16 protein-coding genes and 9 pseudogenes are annotated in these 23106 nt (G+C 37.5%); 16 read left to right on the top strand and 9 right to left on the bottom strand.

What is annotated here, in order from left to right:
- Positions 1-7 precede the first annotated feature (7 nt).
- Positions 8-434 (bottom strand): annotated as a pseudogene (locus tag NBRC111893_RS02165) (MarR family winged helix-turn-helix transcriptional regulator).
- A 155-nt stretch (positions 435-589) separates the two neighbouring features.
- Between NBRC111893_RS02165 and NBRC111893_RS02160 the strand changes: the two are divergent.
- The 3 genes and pseudogenes from NBRC111893_RS02160 to NBRC111893_RS02150 all read left to right on the top strand — a co-directional run bounded on the left by NBRC111893_RS02160 (position 590) and on the right by NBRC111893_RS02150 (position 4836).
- Positions 590-2164, top strand: a complete 1575-nt coding sequence (locus NBRC111893_RS02160) for a metallophosphoesterase family protein (RefSeq protein ID WP_125007810.1) — start codon at positions 590-592, stop codon at positions 2162-2164.
- Between the two features lie 43 nt (positions 2165-2207).
- Complete coding sequence (locus NBRC111893_RS02155) at positions 2208-2780, top strand: TetR/AcrR family transcriptional regulator (protein ID WP_125007809.1); 573 nt, start codon at positions 2208-2210, stop codon at positions 2778-2780.
- A gap of 143 nt (positions 2781-2923) precedes the next feature.
- Positions 2924-4836, top strand: a pseudogene (locus NBRC111893_RS02150) (sugar MFS transporter).
- Positions 4837-4889: 53 nt separating this feature from the next.
- Here NBRC111893_RS02150 and NBRC111893_RS02145 read toward each other — a convergent pair.
- Entirely contained in the window at positions 4890-5369 is a 480-nt protein-coding gene (locus NBRC111893_RS02145) for a Dps family protein (RefSeq protein WP_125007808.1), read from the bottom strand.
- Positions 5370-5547: 178 nt separating this feature from the next.
- Here NBRC111893_RS02145 and NBRC111893_RS02140 point away from each other — a divergent pair, with 178 nt between their 5' ends.
- The 7 genes and pseudogenes from NBRC111893_RS02140 (at position 5548) to NBRC111893_RS02110 (ending at position 11108) form a co-directional block, all read left to right on the top strand.
- Entirely contained in the window at positions 5548-5985 is a 438-nt protein-coding gene (locus NBRC111893_RS02140; RefSeq protein WP_125007807.1) for an Rrf2 family transcriptional regulator, read from the top strand.
- Between the two features lie 221 nt (positions 5986-6206).
- Positions 6207-7316 carry a lactate oxidase gene (locus tag NBRC111893_RS02135; protein ID WP_125007806.1) on the top strand — a complete coding sequence of 370 codons (1110 nt, stop codon included), beginning with the start codon at positions 6207-6209 and terminating at the stop codon, positions 7314-7316.
- Positions 7317-7425: 109 nt separating this feature from the next.
- Positions 7426-8269, top strand: a pseudogene (locus NBRC111893_RS02130) (aldo/keto reductase).
- A gap of 64 nt (positions 8270-8333) precedes the next feature.
- Positions 8334-8780 (top strand): DUF3290 domain-containing protein, encoded by a 447-nt coding sequence (locus NBRC111893_RS02125; protein ID WP_125007805.1) that lies wholly within the window; start codon positions 8334-8336, stop codon positions 8778-8780.
- A gap of 5 nt (positions 8781-8785) precedes the next feature.
- A complete protein-coding gene (locus tag NBRC111893_RS02120; protein WP_125007804.1) occupies positions 8786-9418 on the top strand; it encodes a DUF421 domain-containing protein in 633 nt (210 codons plus the stop codon).
- Between the two features lie 119 nt (positions 9419-9537).
- A complete protein-coding gene (locus NBRC111893_RS02115; protein ID WP_191984807.1) occupies positions 9538-10086 on the top strand; it encodes a LemA family protein in 549 nt (182 codons plus the stop codon).
- Between the two features lie 20 nt (positions 10087-10106).
- A complete protein-coding gene (locus NBRC111893_RS02110) occupies positions 10107-11108 on the top strand; it encodes a M48 family metalloprotease (protein WP_125007803.1) in 1002 nt (333 codons plus the stop codon).
- A 46-nt stretch (positions 11109-11154) separates the two neighbouring features.
- Here the strand turns inward: NBRC111893_RS02110 and NBRC111893_RS02105 are convergent, their stop codons facing one another.
- Positions 11155-12111: a 2-hydroxyacid dehydrogenase family protein gene (locus tag NBRC111893_RS02105; protein ID WP_125007802.1), complete on the bottom strand. Its 957-nt coding sequence runs from the start codon at positions 12109-12111 to the stop codon at positions 11155-11157.
- A 532-nt stretch (positions 12112-12643) separates the two neighbouring features.
- Between NBRC111893_RS02105 and brnQ the strand changes: the two are divergent.
- Positions 12644-14042: pseudogene (brnQ, locus tag NBRC111893_RS02100) on the top strand (branched-chain amino acid transport system II carrier protein).
- A gap of 63 nt (positions 14043-14105) precedes the next feature.
- Here brnQ and NBRC111893_RS02095 read toward each other — a convergent pair.
- From NBRC111893_RS02095 to NBRC111893_RS02070, 6 genes and pseudogenes are all read right to left on the bottom strand, one after another.
- Complete coding sequence (locus NBRC111893_RS02095; protein ID WP_125007920.1) at positions 14106-15251, bottom strand: GH25 family lysozyme; 1146 nt, start codon at positions 15249-15251, stop codon at positions 14106-14108.
- 116 nt (positions 15252-15367) lie between these two features.
- Complete coding sequence (locus NBRC111893_RS02090; protein WP_125007801.1) at positions 15368-15721, bottom strand: DUF1801 domain-containing protein; 354 nt, start codon at positions 15719-15721, stop codon at positions 15368-15370.
- Between the two features lie 81 nt (positions 15722-15802).
- Positions 15803-16536 (bottom strand): annotated as a pseudogene (locus NBRC111893_RS02085) (gamma-glutamyl-gamma-aminobutyrate hydrolase family protein).
- A gap of 116 nt (positions 16537-16652) precedes the next feature.
- Complete coding sequence (locus NBRC111893_RS02080) at positions 16653-17075, bottom strand: helix-turn-helix transcriptional regulator (protein ID WP_125007800.1); 423 nt, start codon at positions 17073-17075, stop codon at positions 16653-16655.
- A gap of 142 nt (positions 17076-17217) precedes the next feature.
- Positions 17218-17917: pseudogene (locus NBRC111893_RS02075) on the bottom strand (VIT1/CCC1 transporter family protein).
- Positions 17918-17926: 9 nt separating this feature from the next.
- Positions 17927-18571 (bottom strand): VIT1/CCC1 transporter family protein, encoded by a 645-nt coding sequence (locus NBRC111893_RS02070; RefSeq protein ID WP_225417489.1) that lies wholly within the window; start codon positions 18569-18571, stop codon positions 17927-17929.
- Between the two features lie 164 nt (positions 18572-18735).
- Between NBRC111893_RS02070 and NBRC111893_RS02065 the strand changes: the two genes are divergently transcribed.
- The 5 genes and pseudogenes from NBRC111893_RS02065 (at position 18736) to NBRC111893_RS02045 (ending at position 22758) form a co-directional block, all read left to right on the top strand.
- Positions 18736-19500 carry a nitroreductase family protein gene (locus tag NBRC111893_RS02065; RefSeq protein ID WP_125007799.1) on the top strand — a complete coding sequence of 255 codons (765 nt, stop codon included), beginning with the start codon at positions 18736-18738 and terminating at the stop codon, positions 19498-19500.
- 321 nt (positions 19501-19821) lie between these two features.
- Positions 19822-20479 (top strand): annotated as a pseudogene (locus tag NBRC111893_RS02060) (amino acid ABC transporter permease).
- Positions 20460-21149, top strand: a complete 690-nt coding sequence (locus tag NBRC111893_RS02055) for an amino acid ABC transporter permease (protein WP_125007798.1) — start codon at positions 20460-20462, stop codon at positions 21147-21149. Before NBRC111893_RS02060 ends, NBRC111893_RS02055 begins: the two are co-directional and overlap by 20 nt.
- A gap of 61 nt (positions 21150-21210) precedes the next feature.
- Positions 21211-21880 (top strand): annotated as a pseudogene (locus NBRC111893_RS02050) (amino acid ABC transporter ATP-binding protein).
- Positions 21881-21901: 21 nt separating this feature from the next.
- A pseudogene (locus tag NBRC111893_RS02045) lies at positions 21902-22758 on the top strand (transporter substrate-binding domain-containing protein).
- Positions 22759-23106: the final 348 nt, after the last annotated feature.

Here is a 23106-nt window from a genome sequence, read left to right as displayed (position 1 = left end):
TGTTAAGTTAATATTTTCGTGAATTACCTTTTTTTACAGCATGCCAATCGCTGTCAATATTGGCAGCAACTTGATGCAACAGATGAGAAAGCTTTTTGGCATCGGCATCATTTAATTTCAGTGAGAGCTTGCTCGTTAGAGTAAATATTTCCTCTAATTATAATTGGGGCAATCTCTTTTCCCTTATCAGTGACGTATAAATGCCAATTTTTTTTATTCATCGAATCTTTTTTTCTAGTTAATATGCCATTATCAACTAACTTTTTAATTGAGCGAGCTGCCGTAGTTCGATCAACTTTAATCATTTCAGCTAAGTGCTCCTGAATAATTCCAGGATTTTCGTATACTCGAACAAGGTAGAGGTACTGGCCTTTATTAAGGGAATACTGCTTAAATTCAATATTGGCAATTGAATCTAAGGCCCGGGATACCATGCCTAAGTCTCTTAAAATATCTGGTTTAATATTTTCTTACCTCCTTAACAATAATAATTTATCGCATTTTTATTGCAAATGCAACAAAAGTCGTATATTTGCACCGAACTAATTGCTCAATTAAACTAAAGTAAATTAATCAGTGGAGGGATATTATGGAAAAGACAGCCACGATTGCAGATTATCGATTTCCAATGAATAAAAATAGTTGGCTACAGGTAAAAAAATCTGTTTCAGTATATACACAGCCATCATTTAAAAAGGAATATCAAACGGATCAGTTAATTAAGAGTGGTCAAAAAGTAAATTATCAGGCTAAAGTTAAGGGAACTGATAACGATACTTTTTGGGCAGAATTACTGGATGGCTCTTTTTTACCGATGTATGCTCCTCGCGATTTGAGAAGAATTGTAAAACTTCCGCGACCGGGTCGTTATGAAAGAATTGGTAATATTTTAGATCAAAATGCAGAACAACCTTGGGAAAATATTTGGCCATATTCAGCAAAGAAGCGGGGCAAGAAGATTAACATTGATGGAAAGAAAACTGGTATGGTTTTATCAAACGTTACTGCGTGGGAGAAAAGCGCAGATTTTCAATTAGAAGATTTTAATGAGTCATTTAAGCCAACCAATGAAGAATTAGCCGCACTGCAGAAATTTGATATTCAGGTCCGTAAGGAAATGAAAACGACAGATAAGCTAATTGCTTATGTCACAGATACGCATATTGATACATATCAAACTCCTGCCTCGGCCGCCGTTTTCAGAAGTTTGCGGTTGATGAGTTATTATGCTGATCACTATGGTGTGGATCTGGTAGTACATGGCGGTGATTTAAACGATGGTAATAAACCAATCGAGATTAGCCTACGTGACGTTATCAAGGGAGTTAAAGCAATTAAAGAAGCTAATCGACCATATATTATTTTGAATGGGAATCACGACGATAATTCTGGTTATGCACGTGATAATGCTGGATATTTGTTAGATCAAATAATTACGAACCAGCAGGCATGGGAAATTCGCCAAAGCCCTGATTTTAATTTGCATGATAATGGCAATCATGCAGTTTATGGAACGTTTGATATTCCAGAATCACCATTTAAAATAGTAATTTTGGATGGTTTTGATCAAGCAGATGCTGTGCCTAGTCAGGATGGTCAAATTCATTTTAATAGTTTCCGACATGGTTATACGCATTACAGTGCAGCTCAAATTGATTGGTTAAAGGATGTGCTAGCTAACTCTGGCGAAAATCAACAATTATTATTTATTAATCATATTGCTGTTAACGGAGTAGATACTTGGGTCAACACTTTTGATATGGGTGGTAAACGACGTAGTCAGCCAAGTTATCTTAAAACGTTATTCGAAAATAATGAGGTAACTAATGTACCTGGCGTTCGGGAAAGCCGCCAAGTATTTGACTTAATTAGTGATTATCAACAGTCCACAGGAAACGTTATCGGATATATAGCGGGGCATACGCACCAAGATAATTTTGCGTATAAAAATGGTATTTGGTTTGTGACGCAAACTTCAGGAATCGCTGATCGAGGCGACGGAGCTGAAAAATATCGTAATCCGCAACGAGATGTTCGGAGCCTAACGGGAATTAATGCTAATGCTTGGTCAGTGATTAGATTGAGTTCGGAAACTAAGACCGTAAACCAATTTAGATTTGGCTGGCGTAATAATGCATCATTTTTAGATAAGTGGCATTACTAATATTAACTAGAGATTATCAATGTTGATATTTTGGAGGAAACCGATGAAATATGATTTAACGCGAAAACCAACTCGTGGAGCCACCAGAACATTAAATACCTTTGCTGAAACGATGCAGCAACTATTGGTGACGAAACCCTTCGAAAAGATTAGTGTTAATGAAATTGCTAAGAATAGTAAGCTGCCAAGAGCAACTTTTTATAACTATTTTGATGATAAATATGATTTAGCTAACTATTGTTGGTACGCAATGAGCCAAGAGATTAATTTAGATGAATATGAGAAGTTTAAGCCCGCTGAATTAATCACGGTATATTTTGAACGATTGTTTGAGTTATTGAATGCTAACGGTGAGTTGTTAACGGGAATTAAGCAACATAATTCAGCCGATGGGCTACTACTAACCAGTTTTTCAAATTACTTTAAGGGAGAGGTTCGCAAAATTGCGAGTCGCTTTGATAACAAGCGAACAACTGATGTACCATCGCAACTAGTCGCTGACCATTACTGCAGCACGATCTTATTAGTTTTAGAGTGGTGCTTCTTTTATGATAACCAAGTTAATCGACAGACAGCTTATCGGTATCTAAATGAATTACTAAGTATAAAAAGGTGAGACAGACCAGGTTAATTAGTAAGGATAATTGCTCTTTAGTAAAAATTTACTAAACAAATTACTAAAATTCTTGTGTTTTTTGTTGAAACCGGTTACATTATACTTAAGCAATTATATTGAGATTATTTAAGGAGATGTACAGTATGCAACAAAAGAGCCATAAGCTAGTCTCGCGCCTCTCATATACCTTTGGAGCGTTCGGGCATGACATGTTTTATGCTACCTTATCAACATATTTTGTAATGTTCATTACGTCGCATTTATTTGATAAGAGCAGTGGTGGTACTGGCGCTAAGATGATCTTTTATATATCGATCATCATGACAACTCTTAGAATTGTTGAGTTGGTTATTGATCCATTCATTGGAAATACCATCGATAATACTGAGACTAGATGGGGACACTTTAAGCCTTGGATCGTATTTGGTGGGACATTAGGTTCAATTATCCTAGCTGCATTATTTACAGATTTAGGTGGTTTGAACGTGTCAAATCCTTGGTTGTACCTAATTTTATTTGCAATTTTATATATTACGATGGATATCTTTTATTCATTTAAAGATATTGGTTTTTGGTCGATGATTCCGGCCATATCTTTTGATTCTAAAGAACGGGAAAGCATTGCTACTTATGCCCGGGTTGGTTCAAACATTGGTCAAAATATCGTTGGGGTTATTGTTATGCCGTTGGTATTGTTCTTCTCAGTCAATGCTAACAATGGGCAAGGTGACAAGCGTGGTTGGTTTATGTTTGCGGCCGTAATTGCCCTGATTGCTTGGGTTTCAGCAATGGTTGTTGCTGCCGGAACTAAAGAAATCGATTCTGACTTACGTAAAAATACTGAAAAACTACCTTTAGAGGAGTTCTTGGTGTATTAGTGCACAATGATCAATTAATGTGGTTAGCTTTGACTTATGGAATTTATACCACTGGAATGGCAATCACAAACTCACTTGAACTGTATTACTTTACTTACATTTTGGGTAAACCAACTGAGTTTAGTTTATTGGCATCGATTAATGCAGTCATTGGGGTGTTCGCCGTTTTGGCATTCCCACCATTGGCTCAGAAATTCAAACGGAAAAATGTTTTCTTCATCGCAATTACTATTATGCTACTGGCATTAATTCTGTTCGCGTTCTCAGGAAATTCATTGTTTATGGTTCTTTTATCAGCCGTATTATTCTATATTCCACAACCACTAATTTTCTTAGTTGTACTAATGATTCTTACCGATTCAGTTGAATATGGCCAGTTAAAACTTGGTCATCGTGATGAATCGTTAACCTTATCGGTTAGACCATTACTTGATAAATTAGGTGGTGCGGTTTCTAACGGAGTTGTGGTTATTACTGCAATTATTGCTGGAATGACTTCAGGTGCATCGGCATCTGACATTACTTCTGGTGGTCGCTTAGCTTTCAAATTCATGATGTTTGGAATCCCAGCAATTATGTTCTTGATAGCAACAGTGCTGTTTTCTAGAAAAGTTAAACTTGATGAGAAGATGCATGCGAAAATTGTTGACGAATTGGAAAAAACTTGGGGTCAACATCTTGCTGGAGATGATGAAAAATCAGTTGCAGTCGTTGAACCTGAAGTAATTAGCTATCAAGCACCTGTTGATGGTGAAATTGTTGATATGTCCAAGGTCAGCGATGATCGATTTGCCTCTGGTGCAATGGGTAAAGGAATTGCAATCAAACCAACCGATGGTAAGATTTATGCACCATTTAGTGGGACGGTAGAGGTTGTCTTTCCAACTCGACATGCGATTGGATTGAAATCTGATAATGGGGTTTTAACTTTGATTCATATCGGAATTGATACCGTTAAACTGCGAGGAACCGGATTTATTTCCTATGTAACCCAAGGTCAACGGGTTGAGCAAGGTGATGAAATTCTTGAATTCTGGGCCCCAACGATTGAAAAGGCGGGCTTGGATGACACAGTTCTAGCAGTAATTAGTAACTTTGAAGATGTTCACACGATTGATATTAAACGTCATGATGGTGAAGTTCATCACGGAGATGAAATCATGGATGTTACTAAGTAATTTAGAATAATGAATAATAAAAATCTCTCAGATTAATCTGAGGAGATTTTTTATTATTCATCAAATGGGGCTTTGCCAAGGTAGGCATTTAACATCCAAATATTTTTATCAATATCTGATTTAAATCCATTAAGCATATCTTGGGTTGGAAAGTCCTTTTCGTCGTCAGTGATTTCAATTCCCTTTTGATACTGATCTCGTAAATATTTGAATTGATCAGATAATCGTTGAACGTAATCATGCATGGTCAATTGATTGAACTTAACTTTTTCATCAGGTAGGCCTGTGTTTTCGATGAATTCATGGGTGGTGGAGATTGGTGAACCATTTAAAGCAATTAACCGTTCTGCCACTTCATCCAACTGATCGCCTAATTGATCTTTATAGTCATCCATCAGTGGGTGAAGACGGAAGAAATTTTCGCCACGCATATACCAATGAGTTTGTTGAACATTAGTCATTAGTTGACTAATATCTGCAATCAGCTGATTTAATTGGTTTCTAGTCTTTGGAAAATCGTAATTTTCTGCCATAAAATAAAACCTCCTAATAAAAAACAAGTTCTCTGATACAAACTAAGTCTACCGGTTATTAGTGGTTAATTCTAGGAATTTGACCGGCAATTAATGAGAATAATTTTAATGACTTGTGATATATTTTATAACAAGTTATGATATAACCATTGGTAGTCAATGAAGGATGGTGATGGATATGGCTAATACTCAATTGAGTGATGCAACGCACATTCTTGCCTATATCGCTTTGAACCAAGATAAGTCAGAAATTAAGAGTTCGTCAATTGCGGAAAGTATCAATACGTCTCCTAGTTTAATTCGCCGAATGATGAGTAAGTTAAAACAAGCCGGGCTCTTAAATGCCACTAAGGGGGCTGCTAGGCCGTCATTAACCAAAGACCCCGACAAAATTTCATTATTAGACATTTATTTAGCAATTTCGCCTGATAATAAACTGTTGAATGTGGATGAGAAAACGAATGCTACTTGTCCAGTGGGGTCGGTAATTCCTGACGTTTTAGATCACTATTATCAAGAGGTTCAAAGTAGTGCTGAAGCAAGGATGGCAAAGATTAACTTGCAAGAATTATTAGATGATGTTCAAGTGATTCAGAAAAAAAGTCAGTTGATTTAGAAAATGAAGCGTTTTCAGCAAATAAGGTGTAGAGTTAATGTTAGGTTAACTTTACACTTTTTTGTGCATATTATTGACATTTGGGTCCAATAGTTTTAATTTATAGATGTGCTTAAAAAAGTAACATGGCACACGAAAAGTTACATAACCTAACAGCCAGTCAGTGATTAATTAACATTAAATAGATTGGCAATAATTGTGGGATAAGGGAGATAATCAAAATGACTGTAATTAATGGCTACGAACAAAGTGATCGTGAAGAAAAATTAAACGTTTTAAACTTACCATCATTGGAAGCAGAAGCTAAGAAAATTATTCCAACCGGTGGATTTGGTTATATTTCAGGCGGTTCCGAAGATGAGTGGACATTGAACCATAACTCTGAGGCCTTTAACCACGTTCAAATTGTGCCCCGTGCACTGACTAATATGGAAAACCCTTCTACTGCAACTAGTATCTTTGGTTTGGATTTAAAGACGCCAATCATGATGGCTCCGGCTGCTGCACAGGGATTGGCGCATTCACGTGGGGAAGTTGCTACCGCCGAAGGAGTATCTGCTGCTGGGGCCTTGATGGGCCAAAGTACTTATTCATCAACATCAATTGCTGATACTGCTATCGCCGGTCATGGGGCACCTCAATTCTTCCAGTTATACATGAGTAAGGATTGGAGTTTCAATGAAAGTTTATTGGATGAAGCCAAACGATCAGGGGTTAAGGCTATTATTTTAACAGTTGATGCCACAGTTGATGGTTATCGTGAAGCCGATATTATCAATAAATTCCAATTTCCAATTCCGATGGCTAACTTAACTAAGTTTTCTGAAGGCGATGGCCAAGGTAAAGGGATTGAAGAAATTTATGCATCAGCTGCTCAAAAAATAAGTGCTGAAGATGTTAAGCGAATTGCTGATTACACAGATTTGCCAGTAATCGTTAAGGGAATCCAATCACCAGAGGATGCATTATTAGCAATTGGAGCAGGTGCCCAAGGAATTTATGTTTCTAATCATGGCGGTCGTCAGTTGAATGGTGGCCCAGCATCATTTGATGTATTAGCTGATATTGCTAAGGCTGTTAACCACAGAGTGCCAATTATCTTTGATAGTGGTGTTCGTCGTGGTTCACATGTCTTTAAGGCACTGGCCAGTGGCGCTGATATCGTTGCTCTAGCTCGTCCAATTATTTATGGTTTAGCTTTAGGTGGGGCCCAAGGGGTTCAATCAGTTATTGAAGAATTAAATCATGAATTAGAAATTGATATGCAGTTAGCCGGTACTAAAGATATTGAAGCTGTTAAGCATGCTAAATTGATTAAGATTAATTATTAAACATATTTGTAAAAAGGATGGTCTGCGGATCATTCTTTTTTAGTTTAATAGTTAAAATTTCACATTTTTCCTCTATCGCGTTATGTTATTGATGAAAGGATGTGATTTAATGAAGAACAATGTTCCTTTTATTACTTTAAATGATGGCGTTAAAATGCCAGCAATTGGATTAGGAACTTATCAAATCCGTGGCGGAAGTGGTGTTAACCATATTCTTGCGGCCATTAAAGATGGTTATACGGGAATCGATACTGCGACTAATTATGACAATGAAGGTGTAGTTGGCCGAGCAATACAACGTTCTGGAGTCAACCGTGCGGATTTATTTATTACTTCAAACTCCCTGGTAAATATCATCGTTATGATGATGCAACTAAAGCAATTCAAGAATCAATTTATCGGTTAGGATTGGAATATTTGGATTTGTTTGTAATTCATTGGCCATTGCCTAAGCGAGATCATTATGTAGAAGCTTTTCAAGCGATGATTGATGCTAAAGAGCGTGGTTTAATTCGCTCAATTGGCGTTTCTAATTTGAACCTGAACATCTTGACCGACTAAAAGCTGAAACAGGGATTATTCCTTCGGTTAATCAGGTTGAAATTCATCCATACTGGAATAACCAACGGATAATTGATGCGGACAATGAACGCGGAATCGTCACTGAGGCTTGGAGCCCACTAGGACGTGGAAGTTCAGCATTAAAAGAACCCGTTATTAAAAAAATTGCTGATAAGTATGATAAAAATGTTGGCCAAGTAATTTTGAGATGGCATGAGCAAAAGGAAATTATCCCAATTCCTAAATCAGTGAACCTAAATCATCAAAGATTAAACTTAGAGACGTTTGACTTTAATTTAACTAATGATGAAATGGATGCTATTGATAGTTTGACAAAATCTGATGGTCGAATCGATAATCAAGATCCAAATGAATACGAAGAATTCGAATGATTAATAGTGAAAATCCCCCTTCTGTTTTATACTGAAGGGGGATTTTTAATTTGGAGGAGTATAAATGGACTTTTATTCTTATGAATATCTAATATCTAATCAGGATAATTCACGCTTAATTAAATTGATTGTTGTTGGCTTGCTGGTCGTTATTATTGGGGTGTTTTTCTTTCTGTATATGAGAAACCGCTTCGAGATTAAATATAAGGACTTGGGGATTATTTTTGCCACAACCTTATTGCTAGTGATTGCAATCCAATATAATGACTACAGTAATTTATTGACGACTCAGAAACAAACGGGACAAATAACGGGAACGATCAAAGAAACCGCAAAGCAGTTAGGGGTTAAGCCAAAGCAGGTTTCCGTTAATTCGACTACTCAGACAGATGGGCTCTTAGTTAATACGCCCAAAGGATTCTTTAGAATTGATTTTAATACTGATGGTTCAAGTTTTTTGTTAGAAAAAATTGAATTGCATAACCCCAAAATTAATGTAGTTAGGAGATAGCTTTAATGTTTACATATTCTGATATTGCCATTAAATTAATTGTTGGCTTTATATTTATTTCAGTGTTGATTAACTTAACTGGAAAGGGTAATTTAGCTCCAACGTCGGCAATGGATCAATTACAAAACTATGTGCTTGGTGGAATTGTTGGTGGAGTGTTGTACAATCCGGCAATCACCTTAGCCCAATTCATTACAGTGCTATTAATTTGGTCTTTGTTGATCTTGGGCACCCGCTACTTGAAAACCCATATTCATGTAATTGGAAAGTTCCTTGAAGGTGAGCCAATTACGATCGTTAAAAATGGTCAAATATTAGTAGAGAATTGTCTGAAAGCTAATTTATCAGCCAAAGAAGTTGATTTTAAATTGAGAACGGCTGGCGTTTATGATCTTAATGATGTTAAACGGGCGATTCTGGAACAAAATGGTAGCTTAACCGTTCTGAGAAAAGGAGACGGAAGCATCCGCTACCCGGTTGTGGTTGATGGCCAATTGGATTATGACGTTCTCGATTTAATGGAAGAGGATGAGGAATGGTTATTCGACAAACTGGGAATCAGTGGCGCTGAAGAGTTGAAGACGATTTTTATGGCAACTTATCGGCATGGAAAGATGATGGTGGTTAAGTACGAATGATCATCATAATTTGAAATTAATTATTGATTAGTTATTATTATCTAAATATTCTACTAATAATCTTTACTTTCAATACGGTTATGGTAGATTTAAACCAACATTTAATAGGAGGAATTGCTATGTTAATTGCAATAATTGTAATCGTAGTGCTACTAGTATTAGCAGTAATTATGATGTACAACGGATTGGTTCGCCAAAGAAATTTAGTTGATGAAGCTGAAAGCCAAATTGACGTCCAATTACAACGACGAGCTGACTTATTACCTAACTTACTTGAAACAGTTAAGGGCTATGCCGCTCATGAAAAGGAAACGCTCGCTAACGTAACTGCGATGAGAACGCAAATCTCTGATCCTAACGCTAGTTTAGGGGATAAAGTTAAAGCTGATAATCAACTAACGGAAACTTTGAATCACTTGTTTGCGGTAACTGAAAATTATCCTGACTTGAAAGCTAATCAAAACTTCATGAGTCTTCAAGAAGAATTGGCTAATACTGAAAATAAAATTTCATTTTCTCGTCAAAATTACAATGCTAACGTTATGGAATTAAACAATAAGTTACAATCATTCCCAAGCAATTTAGTTGCGAAGATGGGGAACTTTAAGCAAAAAGAATTTCTACAAGTTCCAGAAGCTGCTAAAGAAGTTCCTCAAATGAAATTTTAATTAAGGAGATTAGCAGATAAATGGAAACGATTAGCAAGCAAGTTACGCAGAATCGCAGAAGAACATGGTTTGTTCTAGCTGCCTTTCTTGTGATAGTGGCCGTTATCGGATTCCTAATAGGGTGCATATTTGCGTCTCGAGAAGAAGTGTTTGACTGGCAAATTGCGGTTTATACGATGGTTGGATTTTTAATTGCTGCATTAATTTATGCTTTTTTTACTTATATGAGTGTTACGAATATTTTAATGCGTGGCAGTAATGCGGTTAAGTTGCAGGAATCAGACGATCCGCAGTTATTTAACATCGTTACTGATTTATCAATGGCGGCTAATATTCCCGTGCCAGATATCTATTTAAGTAACGAAGAAGCTCCGAATGCCTTTGCTACTGGTAGAGATCCAAAACATGCTGCGGTAGCTGTAACTAAGGGATTACGAACAATGATGAACCGGGAAGAATTGGAAGGTGTGATCGCACACGAAATCTCGCATATTAAAAATTATGATATCCGAGTATCTTCTATTACGGTGGCCTTAACGACGTTTATTGCTGGGGCCGGAACTGTCTTAGTCATTGCTGGAGCTGGATTAATGCGAAATGCCAGTTGGCTGAGTCTAGGGGAACGCGATGATGATGACAACAAAAGTGGTTTAGCAATTGCCATGGGAATGATTGCTTTTGGAGCAATTATTTGGCTTGGTGGCTGGGTTGTCCGGGTCATCGGAGTGCCAATTGCGCAAATCCTGCAACTAGCTGTTTCTCGGGAACGTGAATCACTTGCTGACGTTTCCGGAGTTAATCTAACCCGGGATCCTCAGGGGTTAATTAATGCATTAGAGGTGTTGAAAAATGATTCAACGCCAATGAAGAGCGCAGATGCATCAACTGCGGCCTTATATATTAATGAACCAAGGAATAAGAATGGGAAGACCCCATTTATCACTAAAATGTTCGATACTCATCCGCCGTTGGATGACCGAATTAATCGATTGAAGCGATTGCTTGGTGAACAACAACAATAAAAGAAACCATAACAAATAGTTATGGTTTCTTTTATTGGATAAATACTTATTTATCAGCGTTTACAATGTAATTCGGTTCCTGATTTTCGGAAACTTTAACCGTGTTGGTGGCAACTATTTCGGCCATTGCGTTCCGAGCTTCAGTGGTGGCATTGCCAATGTGCGGAGTTAAAACTACATTTTTAAGTTCTTTAAAGCCGTTATCAACCTCTGGTTCATGTTCATACACATCAAGAGCAGCGCCAGCGATTTCTTGGCCCTTTAAAGCTTGTAATAAAGCCGCTTCATTGATTAACGGTCCTCGAGCAGCGTTAATGAACATTGCTGAAGATTTCATTTTTTTGAATTGTTCAGTATCAATCATATGCACTGAATCAGGGGTAGCTGGACGATGGAGTGAAATCACATCGGCATTTTTAAGTAATTCCTCTTGAGAAACAAACTTAGCACCCAGTTTGTTTTCAGTTTCGGGGTCTAATTGATGGCGTTGGGTATAGATGATGTTCATATCAAATGCATGCATCCGCTTCGCAACCGCTTGTCCAATTTGGCCCATCCCAATGATGCCAAGAGTTTTATCTTTAAGTTCAGTTCCTAAGAAGAATAGTGGTGCCCAGCCATTGAAACCAGTACTTCTCATTAGCTGATCGCCTTCAACAATTCGGTGTGCCAAGCTGATAATTAAGCCGCAGGTTACTTCGGCGGTCGAAACGGTTGAGACCTTTGGAGTGTTAGTAACTGGAATGCCTTTTTTACGTGCATATTCAGTATCAATATTATTAAAGCCAGCACCATAGTTAGCAATTAATTTAAGATTCGGCGCGGCATCGATTACTTCGGCATCAACTGGCGTTGATAGTGGGGTGATCAAGAAGTCTTTATCGGCGATTAGGTCAATTAATTCTGGTTTACTGATTAGACTTTCGCTATCATCAAAGACTGTAACTGTTAAATTAGCATCCTTTAAAATGCTTAAAGCATGTTCAGGAATTCGACCGGCAATTAATACTTTGACATAAAAAGCACTTCCTTATTTTATTTTGTATCCGCTTTAATTATAGTCCCTATAACGCTCAAACAGAAACATTAAAATAATATGTGATTTTGATGTTGACAACTCACATAAAACTAATTAATATTAGGAACAATTATTAAGCAAACGCAACGAGAAAGTTTAGTACAGCGATGGGATAACTGAAAAGCGAGCTTCGATAGGTGAGAGGAAGCGCAGTTGATTCGTTGGAATATCTCTTTTGAGCGATGCACCGAAACAAAAGTAACGTGCATTGGTGGCACCCATTATAGTGCTGGCGTATCGCCTTTAATGGCCGTACGCGAGAGTTGTCATTAGTGATAGTGTCATAAAGATAAGGTGGTACCGTGCCGGTAAATGCACCCTTAGTCCAAGTGGATTAGGGGTGCATTTTTTGTTTCAAATACAGACGAAATTGGAGATGGTGTAATGAAATCCCAGATTGACATTAGTCAGATTAGCAGTTGTCGAAAAAAATCAGTTTTAATAAAGGGGTATTAAAATGGAAAAATTACAGGACTTAAATAGCAAACCATTAACTAGGAAGCAGTATTTTGTCGTTAGTTCTATGTTGTTCGGATTATTCTTTGGGGCTGGGAATTTAATTTTTCCAATTTCATTTAGGTCAACTAGCCGGCGCTAATTGGCTAAGTGCGACCGCTGGATTTTTGGTTACCGCAGTGGTGTTGCCATTATTATCAGTATTAGCAATTAGTGTTACCAGATCTGAAGGGGTTTATGACGTTGGTAGACCACTAGGACCGGTTTTCGCTCTAACATTTATGATCTTAATTCATGCAACTATCGGGCCACTATTTGGAACTCCCAGAACTGCTACCGTGCCATTTAGTGTCGGGGTTCAGCCGCTATTACCACAATCATTTGCTCACGTTGGGCTATTAGTATTCTCGGCGTTATTCTTTGGTGCAGCTTTTTGGGTATCCTACAAAGAATCAAACGTGATGGGTAGTGTTGGTAAAATTTTAAACCCAGTATTTTTAGTGCTATTATTCAGTGTTTTCTCGTTAGGATTTTTAAGTCCCATGGGTAAGGCTGCTCAACAAACAGTCACGGCAGCGTACCAACATCAATCTTTCTTCAATGGTTTTCTACAAGGGTATAATACGATGGATGCTTTAGCTGGGTTAGCATTCGGGGTAACCGTCGTAACTGCGGTAAAACAGTTAGGAAAGACTAAGCCAAGTGAAAATGCGAAGGTGACTGCTAAAGCAGGCGTCTTTGCTACTGCAGCTATCGGTTCTATTTATGTTGTCCTGATCTGGTTAGGATCAACCACCCTAGCTCATTTTAGGGCTTCTGCTGATGGTGGAGTGGCCTTTAATCAAATGGTTTCCTATTACCTTGGTGGTTTCGGCCATGCACTATTAGCAACATTATTAACGGTTACTTGTTTGACGACAGCAGTTGGATTGGTAGCTGCTTTTGCACAAGACTTTCATAAACATTTTCCAAAGGTTAGTTATCGGGCATGGCTAGGTATGATGTGTGCCACCTCATTCTTGACCGCTAACTTTGGATTGGATACGATTATCTCATGGTCAACGCCGATGTTGATGTTCTTATACCCATTCGCCATGGTTTTGATTTTACTATCGGTAACATCACCACTATTTGATCGGGATCCAGTTGTATATGCTTTAGTGGTTGGTTTTACAACCGTTCCAGCATTATTTGATATGGTGGGGGCCTTTCCACCAGTTGTTAGCCAAAGTGCATTTGGTCAAACCTTAACTGGTTTTCAACAGCATGTTCTTCCGTTTGCTAGTCTCGGAATGGACTGGGTAGTCCCAGCAGTGATTGGAGCAGTCTTAGGATTAAGTTACCACTGGTTAAGGCCAGTATTAGGTAAGCGGCGAGTAACCACCCCAGAACAAAATTAATAATTGATATTAAAAAACAGAAACGCCAACTGCGTTCCTGTTTTTTAATTTGGATCGGATTATTTATTTTTGGTTAGGGTTAACACCGCTAGTTAGGTATCCTCGCCAGATCCACCCACCATGCGCATTGTCATTACTTCTTACGTGATAATAAATGGCGTATTTACCAGTATTTTTCTTGTACAACTTTTCATGAGCATCAGTATACCAAGTTACATTTGGTAAATTTTTGTTGTAATCATAACGGGTTCCTAAATGTTTAGAATAGCGAGCACCTTTGGTAGTGTAGAATGCGTGGCTTTTCATTGATGTCCGCCAAATTAGTTTAACGGATTGAGATCTTGAAGCTGAGTATTGGTTGGTTGGTTCGGATGGACCAGGGACGATCACGGCGGTGCCATCATTGCCACTTCCGCTATCTGTATTATTTGAAGTGTCATTTGAAGAGTTGCTTGAATCTCCAACCGAACCAAGATAATAGTCGTTGGTTAGCTTACTAACATCAAGATCAACACTTGATCCTGGAAAACGATAATCACTTGCCCATTGCCAAGCGTTGGCATTAGGGTATTTGTTTCCAGTAGGACTGTAAGGCCAGTTGGCAATCCAACCCTTGTTTTGCGCATTGGTATCAATTTTAACTCCTAACCAACTCGACATTGTATAAAGATCAGTTTTGCTATAACCTGCTGAGTTCAAAGTTTGATCAAAGGCTGCTAAATTAGCATTATTAGTTGATTTTGATAGCGATCCTAGCTCTGATGATTCAAAGTCTGCAACCATAACAACGTTCTTACTCGTTGTTACTTGTTGCACAGCATTAATGAAGTTTTGGGCTTCAGCAATGGCAGTAGATTGTGAAGTAAAGTGAACAAAATGATAGAAGTTAATACTTAAGCCAGCCTGCTGAGCATATTTCACTTGCTGTGCTAAGTATGGATTGGTATAACCGGTTCCTTCTGTAGCTTTGATGGTTACAGCCTTAACACCGTTACTAGCTAAGTTTTGGTAATCACTAGCAGTTAAATTTCCTTGGTAACTGGAAAGATCAACCATGTCACTACTTGGTTGCGAACTTGATGGATACATTGAAGCTTTGGTTTGATTTGAAAATAGGGCGAATCCAGCAAATGCTGCAAAGGATACCCCGACTTTAATTAATGATTTATGGCTCAAAATTCTACATCTCCCTATGAAAAATAAGTTCATTTCACGCAAAGCGTAACACAAACCGCGGTGTAATAACGAAATGTTGCGGTTAAGTAAATTAGAGATAATGAAATTTTAAAAACTGTAACAGTCTCGTGATTGTTATCAAGATTTGTTTAAGGATTTTCAGATTGCTTGATAATTTTGCTAACTACTTCACGAGGAATGGCTTGATCAAATTTGATGTTCAATCGTTTTTGGCCCGTAGAGTAACCCGCTTGGTTAGCAGTGGTAATTAGATCATCAGGTAAATTAACAGAGGTTTGGAGACTAACATGATCTTTATAGGCAGATGTACTTAGCTTTTTGTCTGGTAAGATGAAAAAAGGTTGGCCCCATGAAATCTTTTCTTCAGGAGCGCTAGTCTCACTAAGAATTTGGTCTTTTAAGGCCGTTAGTAGGGGCCTGGCACCTACTTGGGAAATATTTAGGTATTCCTCAAAGCTATGAACTATTGGTTTTTTAGGCATAATATATCAGCTTCTTTCTATATAGACAATTATAGCTAAAAAAAACGCTAGTTGATTAAATAACTAGCGTTGGTTAATGATTTAGCGTTTTTCAGCAACGACTTGAGCTCGTTGTACAAAGTCTTCAAATAATCGTTTGGAATCTTCAAAATGCTTATAGATATTTTCAGGATGCCACTGAACACCCATGATTTGGTCATTATTAACTGACTCAATTCCCTCAATTACCTGATCATCTGCTTTGGCGGTAATCTTTAAGTAAGGTGCAAGATCCTTAATGGCTTGATGATGTCTTGAATTAACGTATGGACGGTCACCAATAATGTCATGTAATCGTGACTGATGATCCACGTAATATGGTGAGATGGCATATTACCGGGAGCTGCCTGACTATGCTTAAGAGTGGAATGAAGATCTTGTGACAGGTCTTGATAAAGTGTGCCTCCAAGTCCAACATTAATTAGCTGCATACCGCGACAAATGCCGAAAATTGCTTTGCCGGCAGTAACCGATTGCTTTAATAATTCAATTTCGAATAAATCTCGTTTGCGATAGGTCATTCCTAGTTTATAAAATGGTTCTTCACCATAGAATGTTGGATCGACGTCGGAACCACCTAAAAAACAAACGCCATCGAACATTGTTAAATAGTCTCGTACATCTTCTGGATCAACACTAGGAAAGATTACGGGCACCCCACCGGCCTTGACGATTGCTTCAATTGCTGGCCGTGGAGCAAAAGCGGCGTTTCGCTCGTTAATGATATTAGTTGCTTCAGCAAGAGTATCTGCTGGTAATGCAATTCTTGGGCGCATTGGTTAACCTCCGGTAAAAATATTTCAGTAACTAAAATTAATATATGGTTAAAAAAAGATGAATAATTCCAAATAATATTAACACCGAGGGATCAAAGTTTCAATTGATATGGCGGTTATGATTCACTGTGCTCATTTGGTCGAGTGTCAAATTCTTGAGCATCAACTTGCTTAAGTTCAGTTTTCATTTTTGAAGCTTCTTTTTCAGCGGCAACACGTTGTTGCTGGGCAAGTAATTGAAGCTTTTGCGATTGATCTAAGAGTTTAGTTAGTCTGGCGATCTGTTCTTGTTGACTAGCAATTTCCTCGTTTAAGGATTTAAGCACGGCTAAGCTTAATTTAGTTACCTTACTTTGGTTGGGGGTGATTAAGTCTTCGATGGTGGCTTTTGAGGTAGCGTTAAAGTAAAGGGTCTGCCCCTTTTTATAAGCATAAGGGATGCTATTATTCGTAACGGTTCGATATACTTTCATTTTATTTACGCCTAGATTGTCAGCGATTTGTTTCATAGTCCAATATTCTTGCTGATTTGAGTTCAAAATAGTCACCACCTTTTAAATAAATCCATCTATATATTATACAATATTTTAGTTAGGAACCGATATCTCTTCAATATGACTTCGAGAATTGATTCCACAATAAAACCGCTCACCAAACAATTGTTAGGTGAGCGGTCGTAAACTATAATAGTAATCCAATTGAATAGTGAATAATCATTGTAATAATTCCAACAATTACATTTCGAATCATAGCTGTTTTTAACTAGTCCGTTCCCTAATTTGGCACTTAGAAAACCGGTGATAGCAACGGAAACACAGACAGCTAGAATAGTTGCTGGCCACTGCATTACACCAGGGACTAAAGTCATGGCAAGTAAAGGAAATAATCCGCCGGCTGCGGCTGAAAATAGGGATGAGAATGCTGCATCCCAAGGATTCATGTAATGACCAAGTTGAATCCCATGCTTGATATCCACAATGGTTTCAAGGGGCTTTTTAGACATTAAGTCTTTAGCAATTTTTTCAGATGTTTCCTGTGAAACACCTTGCAAAACATAGTAGTCAGCAACCAATTTTAGTTCACCCTCAAAATCAGTTTTTAATAGTTCAGTTTCCATTGCCACTACTGATTTTTCAGTATCTTTTTGGGTACTAACAGAAGCGTATTCACCAGAGGCCATGGAAAAGGCACACGCTAACAAGTCTGATAAACCAGCGATAAAGATAGTGAATTGGTTAGTGGTGGCAACCGCCACACTGAATAGTACCCCGACTACGGTTAGAATTCCGTCATTTGAACCTAAAACCCCGGCTCTTAAAGTATTTAATTTTTCTTCAAGGGTTTGCTCATGCTTTTGTACTTTTTTTTCTGAGAATTCCATTTTTTCCTCCTACATGCGACCAATTAATCTACCGATTGCAAACGTAACAATCATGGTCAAAATTCCAGATACCACATTTCTAATAACTCCACGAGACTTATTAGAGTTACCGAGTTTGGCAGCTGAGAAACCGGTAATTGATAAGGCGATTATGACAGAAATCGCGGTGGCAATGATTCTGATATCAGGCGCGAATTGAGTAATTGCAACTAGTGGTAAAATTGAACCTAGTGGAAAAGAAATCATGGAGGCTAATGCGGCAGAGAATGGATTAGTAAATTCATTTACATTAAATCCATACCGTTGTCTAACAGTTGTTTGAAGGGGATCTTTCTCCATCATTTCCTTAGTGGCTTGATTAGCAAGTTCAGGAGCAATTCCAGAAGATTGTAATTTGTTAGAAACAAAATTGAATTCTTCATTATAAGTTTCTTTAATTGCAACTTTCTGATGATTAATGGCATTTTTTTGTGAATCCTTTTGGGTATTAACGGATACCCATTCCCCCATAGCCATTGATACGGTTCCGGCTAACATTCCAGAAATACCGGAGATGAAGATGGCAAAGTTATTGGTTGTGGCTCCTGCGACGCCAATAACGATTCCGGCAACTGACAAGATTCCGTCATTGGCGCCCATTACGGCTGCTCGCATAACATTTATTTTTTGTGCTAATGTTTTTTCTGTTTCATAGATTACCACCCAGTTTATAATAATTATTATATAGTATTTTTTATTATATACGTTTCTGCAAATAATTTAAACCGTTTTTTAGTTAAATAAAAATATAGCAAATAATTATAACACGAGGGATATGCATGGAAAATTCAGTTCTTGATTTAATTTATAACCATAGAAGTATTAGGAATTTTAAGAAGCAAGCATTGAGTAGTGAAGAAGTTCAGACTTTAATTATGGCGGCATCGAAGGCTTCCAACTCGACGTTTTCACAACAATATTCAATTATTAGCGTAACCGACCCAGAAAAATTACAAGCCTTTGATGAGTTAACTGGTAGTCGACATTGGATGATGTCTAGTGGACATTACTTTGTAATGGTTGCTGATCAACAACGAAATTTTCAAATTGCTCAGAAGGCGGGAGTAGATCCATACATTTTAAGAACGACCGATAAGTTTTTAGCAAGTGTATTTGACGCTAGCATTGCCACTGAGAATTTAGTATTAGCAGCTGAAAGTATGGGGATGGGGGCCACAATTATGGGCAGTATTTTAAATGATTCTCATAGAGTAATTGAACTACTTAATTTGCCAAAATTAACTTTTCCATTGTTAGGAGTCGCAGTCGGATATCCGGAAACTTTACCGGAAAATAAACCAAGATTGCCGCAAACTTTACAACACTTTGAAAATGGATATCATCTGAGCGATCGTATTGAAAATCAGTTGCCAGAATATGATCAACAGATGCTAGAATACTATGCCGCTAGAAGCAGTAATCAACGCGAAGAAACCTTTAGTAATCATATCGTTTCTGAACTTTCACGAAATCGGAAACTAAGATCTGATTTATTGAAAAACATCGTGCATCAAGGATTTAATGTGGATGAATTATTAAAATAATTTAATAAAAATGTTTGACATTTTCCTCAGTTACCAGTAAATTAAGAGACAAATTGTTAGCTAACAATTAAAATTTTTGTGTGAACGATGAAGAGAAGAGTAAGCGAATTTTTGGATATCAGAGACCGCTGTTGGTGAGAATGCGGCCAGAAATTCGCCGAAAGTGCGCTTGGAGTTCGTTAAAATTAAATTTAGTATTTTATGAGGCACATTTTGTGCGAAAATGGGTGGAACCGCGATAATTTCGTCCCTGCAATTCTTTGCAGGGGCTTTTTTTATTGCCAGCTGCCAAATGGTTTTCTTAAAGGAGATGAGTGTTTTATGAGCTGGACAGTTATTCAACAGAGCTTGCCAATGTTTGCTAAAGGATTCGAATTGACTCTGTGGCTTTCTCTCGTTGGGGTCGTGGGCTCTATTATTGTTGGTGTATTTGTTAGTTTAATTCAATATTTCAAAATTCCGGTACTTCACCAAATTGGTAGTATCTACGTTGAGATATCACGAAACACGCCCCTACTAATTCAATTATTCTTTTTGTACTACGCATTTCCAGTTGTTGGCATTAAGTTAGGGGCAGAGGTATCTGGAATCATCGGATTGATTTTTCTTGGTGGTAGTTATATGGCCGAGGGATTTACCGGAGGATTTGTTGGCGTACCTAAAATCAAATTGAATCGGGTAAAGCGATTGGTTTAAATCGGTGGCAACTCGCTAGATACATTGTGTTTCCACAAGGATTCTCACTTAGTGTGCCAGCAATGGCTGCGAATATTATTTTTTGATTAAGGAAACTTCAATTTTTACGGTTATTGCGATTCCGGAATTAACTAATACGGCCTTAGATTTGATTGGAATGTATTATCGTTCAAATGAGTACTTATTCGTATTGGTTGTGGCATATGCAATTATTCTAATTCCTTTGTCACTGGGATTAACTTATCTTGAAAAGAGGGTACGTTATGGCTCATTCGGGAATTAATGTGTTGTTTGAAGGTGATAACTTCATTCGATTACTTGGTGGTTTGTGGATCACGATTAAAATTGCGGCAGGTGCATTAATCGGTGGAGTGATTTTCGGAACGATTTTAGGGGTTCTAAGAACTACGAATAGTAAGATATTACGGTTTGTATTAAGAACGTATTTAGAGTTTTTCAGAATTATTCCCACAGTAGTATTACTATTTTTATTTTATTACATCATCCCTAGACAACTTAATCTCAACATGCCTGCCAATGAATTGGCTACCTTAGTGTTTGGATTATGGGTTGCGGCTGAAATGAGTGATATTGTTCGGGGCGCCTTGATTTCGGTTCCTAAACACCAACAGGAATCGGGTAAAGCAATTGGTTTAAGTCGTTATCAACTATATCGATATGTGTTGATTCCTCAAGCGATATCGTTAGAAATTCCGGCAACAATCAATTTAGCAACACGGGTTATTAAGACTACCTCACTACTGATGCTGATTTCAGTTATGGATGTGATCAATGTTGGTCAGCAAGTGATTGAAGCTAATAATCAAAATTACCCTACCGGAGTATTTTGGGTATATGGATTGATTTTCTTACTATATTTCTTAATTGATTATCCATTATCGTGGTGGTCTAAAAGATTAGAAAAACAAAGAATGGAGAGAAATAATGGCTGAGACAATTTTAAAAGTTGAAAATTTAAATAAGTCGTATGGTAACCAACAAGTCCTCCATGACATTAGTTTCACTGTAGATAAGGGTGAAGTTGTTACCCTGCTGGGGCCTTCAGGTTCGGGAAAAGTACATTGATCAGAACCATTAATGGATTGGAAGATTATCAATCTGGAAGTATCTACTTCCAAGGTGACAAGATCATTCCAAATGAGAAAAATCTCCAAAAATTGCGCCAAAAATCGGGATGGTATTTCAAAGTTACGATTTGTTTCCTAATTTAACGGTGTTAGACAATATTACGTTGGGGCCAGTTAAGGTTCAGAAGCGAGAACTTAATGAAGTTAAGTCAGAAGCTCACCAACTTTTAAAGAGTGTTGGGTTAGATGAGTATGCTGATGTGTATCCTAGACAATTATCAGGTGGTCAAAAGCAACGGGTCGCAATTGTCCGAGCTCTGGCATTGCATCCTGAATTTATGTTGTTTGATGAAGTCACGGCTTCCCTTGATCCGGAAATGGTGAGAGGGGTTTTAGATATCATCGTTAACCTAGCTAACCACGATCATATGACCATGATTGTGGTTACTCACGAGATGAACTTTGCTAAGCAGATTGCTGATCGGGTTGTCTTCTTAGAGGATGGTAAAATCCTTGAACAGACGCCAGCAAACCAATTTTTCTCAGACCCCGCAACTGATCGAGCAAGAGAATTTCTTGAAAGTATGGATTTTTAAATATTTAAGGAGGATATTATAATGAAGAATAAATTATTTAAGCGCATTGCATTATTAGTCGGTTCATTGGCATTGTTAGGTTTGGTGTTAGCTGGATGTGGTTCAAGTAAAAATTCAAGTAGTAATAGTAATAATCCTAGTTCTGTTCAACAGATTAAAAAGCGGGGTACGATTCGGATTGCCGTATTTGGCGATTTGCCTCCTTATGGCTGGGTTAATAAATCTGGTCAGAGAGTTGGATATGATGTTATTTTAGCTCGTAAAGTGGCTAAGGATTTAGGTGTTAAAGTTAAATTTGTGCAAGTTAATGCTAATAACCGAGTAGATGCGTTAAATGCTAACAAGGTTGACCTAGTGCTTGCTAACTTCACAGTTACCCCTGAAAGAAAGCAAGTTATTGATTTCGCTAAGCCATACATGAAGGTTTCCGTTGGAGTGGTTTCACCAAAGAGTAAGGCCATTACTAACGTTAGCCAACTTAAGGGTAAGAACTTAATCGTTACTAAGGGAACTACTGCTGAAAACTACTTCACTCAAAATCAAAAAGACGTTCAGTTAATGAAGTTTGATTCTAAGACCCAACAATTAATGCATTAAAGAATGGTCGGGCAGCTGCTTTAGCTGATGACAATTCATATTTGTATGCTTGGTCAAAGAATAATCCTAAATACACGGTTGGTATCAAGAGTATTGGCCCTAAATCATACATTGCTCCAGCAGTTAAAAAAGGCAATAAATCCTTATTAGACTGGGCTAACAAGGAAATCACAAAGCTTAATAATCAGAAATTTTTCTTGAAGGATTATAATTCACAATTAAAACCTTACTTTGGCAAGGAAGTTAAACCTTCAGATGTAATTTTGCCATACAATAAGTAATAAAATAAAAAACTGACCTGACCTTGTAACTAAAACAGGGTTAAGTCAGTTTTTTGTGGATTAGAATAATTAATACAAATTTGTTTCGTTATATGGTTTACGTTTGTCTACTTTTCCAGTAGAAGAATAAAGTAAGATCAAAAAGAGAAAGAATCCGGTAATAAAGGTAATCAAGGCAAGTTTTTAGAATGTTGATAGGTTAGCGGATTAGTCAAAAACGAAAAATTTTTTCAAAAAAAATAAAAATGGGGTTAAAACCTACGTATGAAAGCGATTGCAAAGGGTATGTTAAAACATTTTTAGTAAATCTTTTTAATAAAACGTTTACACACGAAAAAATACAAGGTA

The sequence above is a fragment of the Lentilactobacillus kosonis genome, assembly GCF_003864335.1.
Taxonomy (GTDB): domain Bacteria; phylum Bacillota; class Bacilli; order Lactobacillales; family Lactobacillaceae; genus Lentilactobacillus; species Lentilactobacillus kosonis.
The sequence above is the reverse complement of the archived record's forward strand: the minus strand, read 5'-3'. Positions and strand labels throughout refer to the sequence as shown.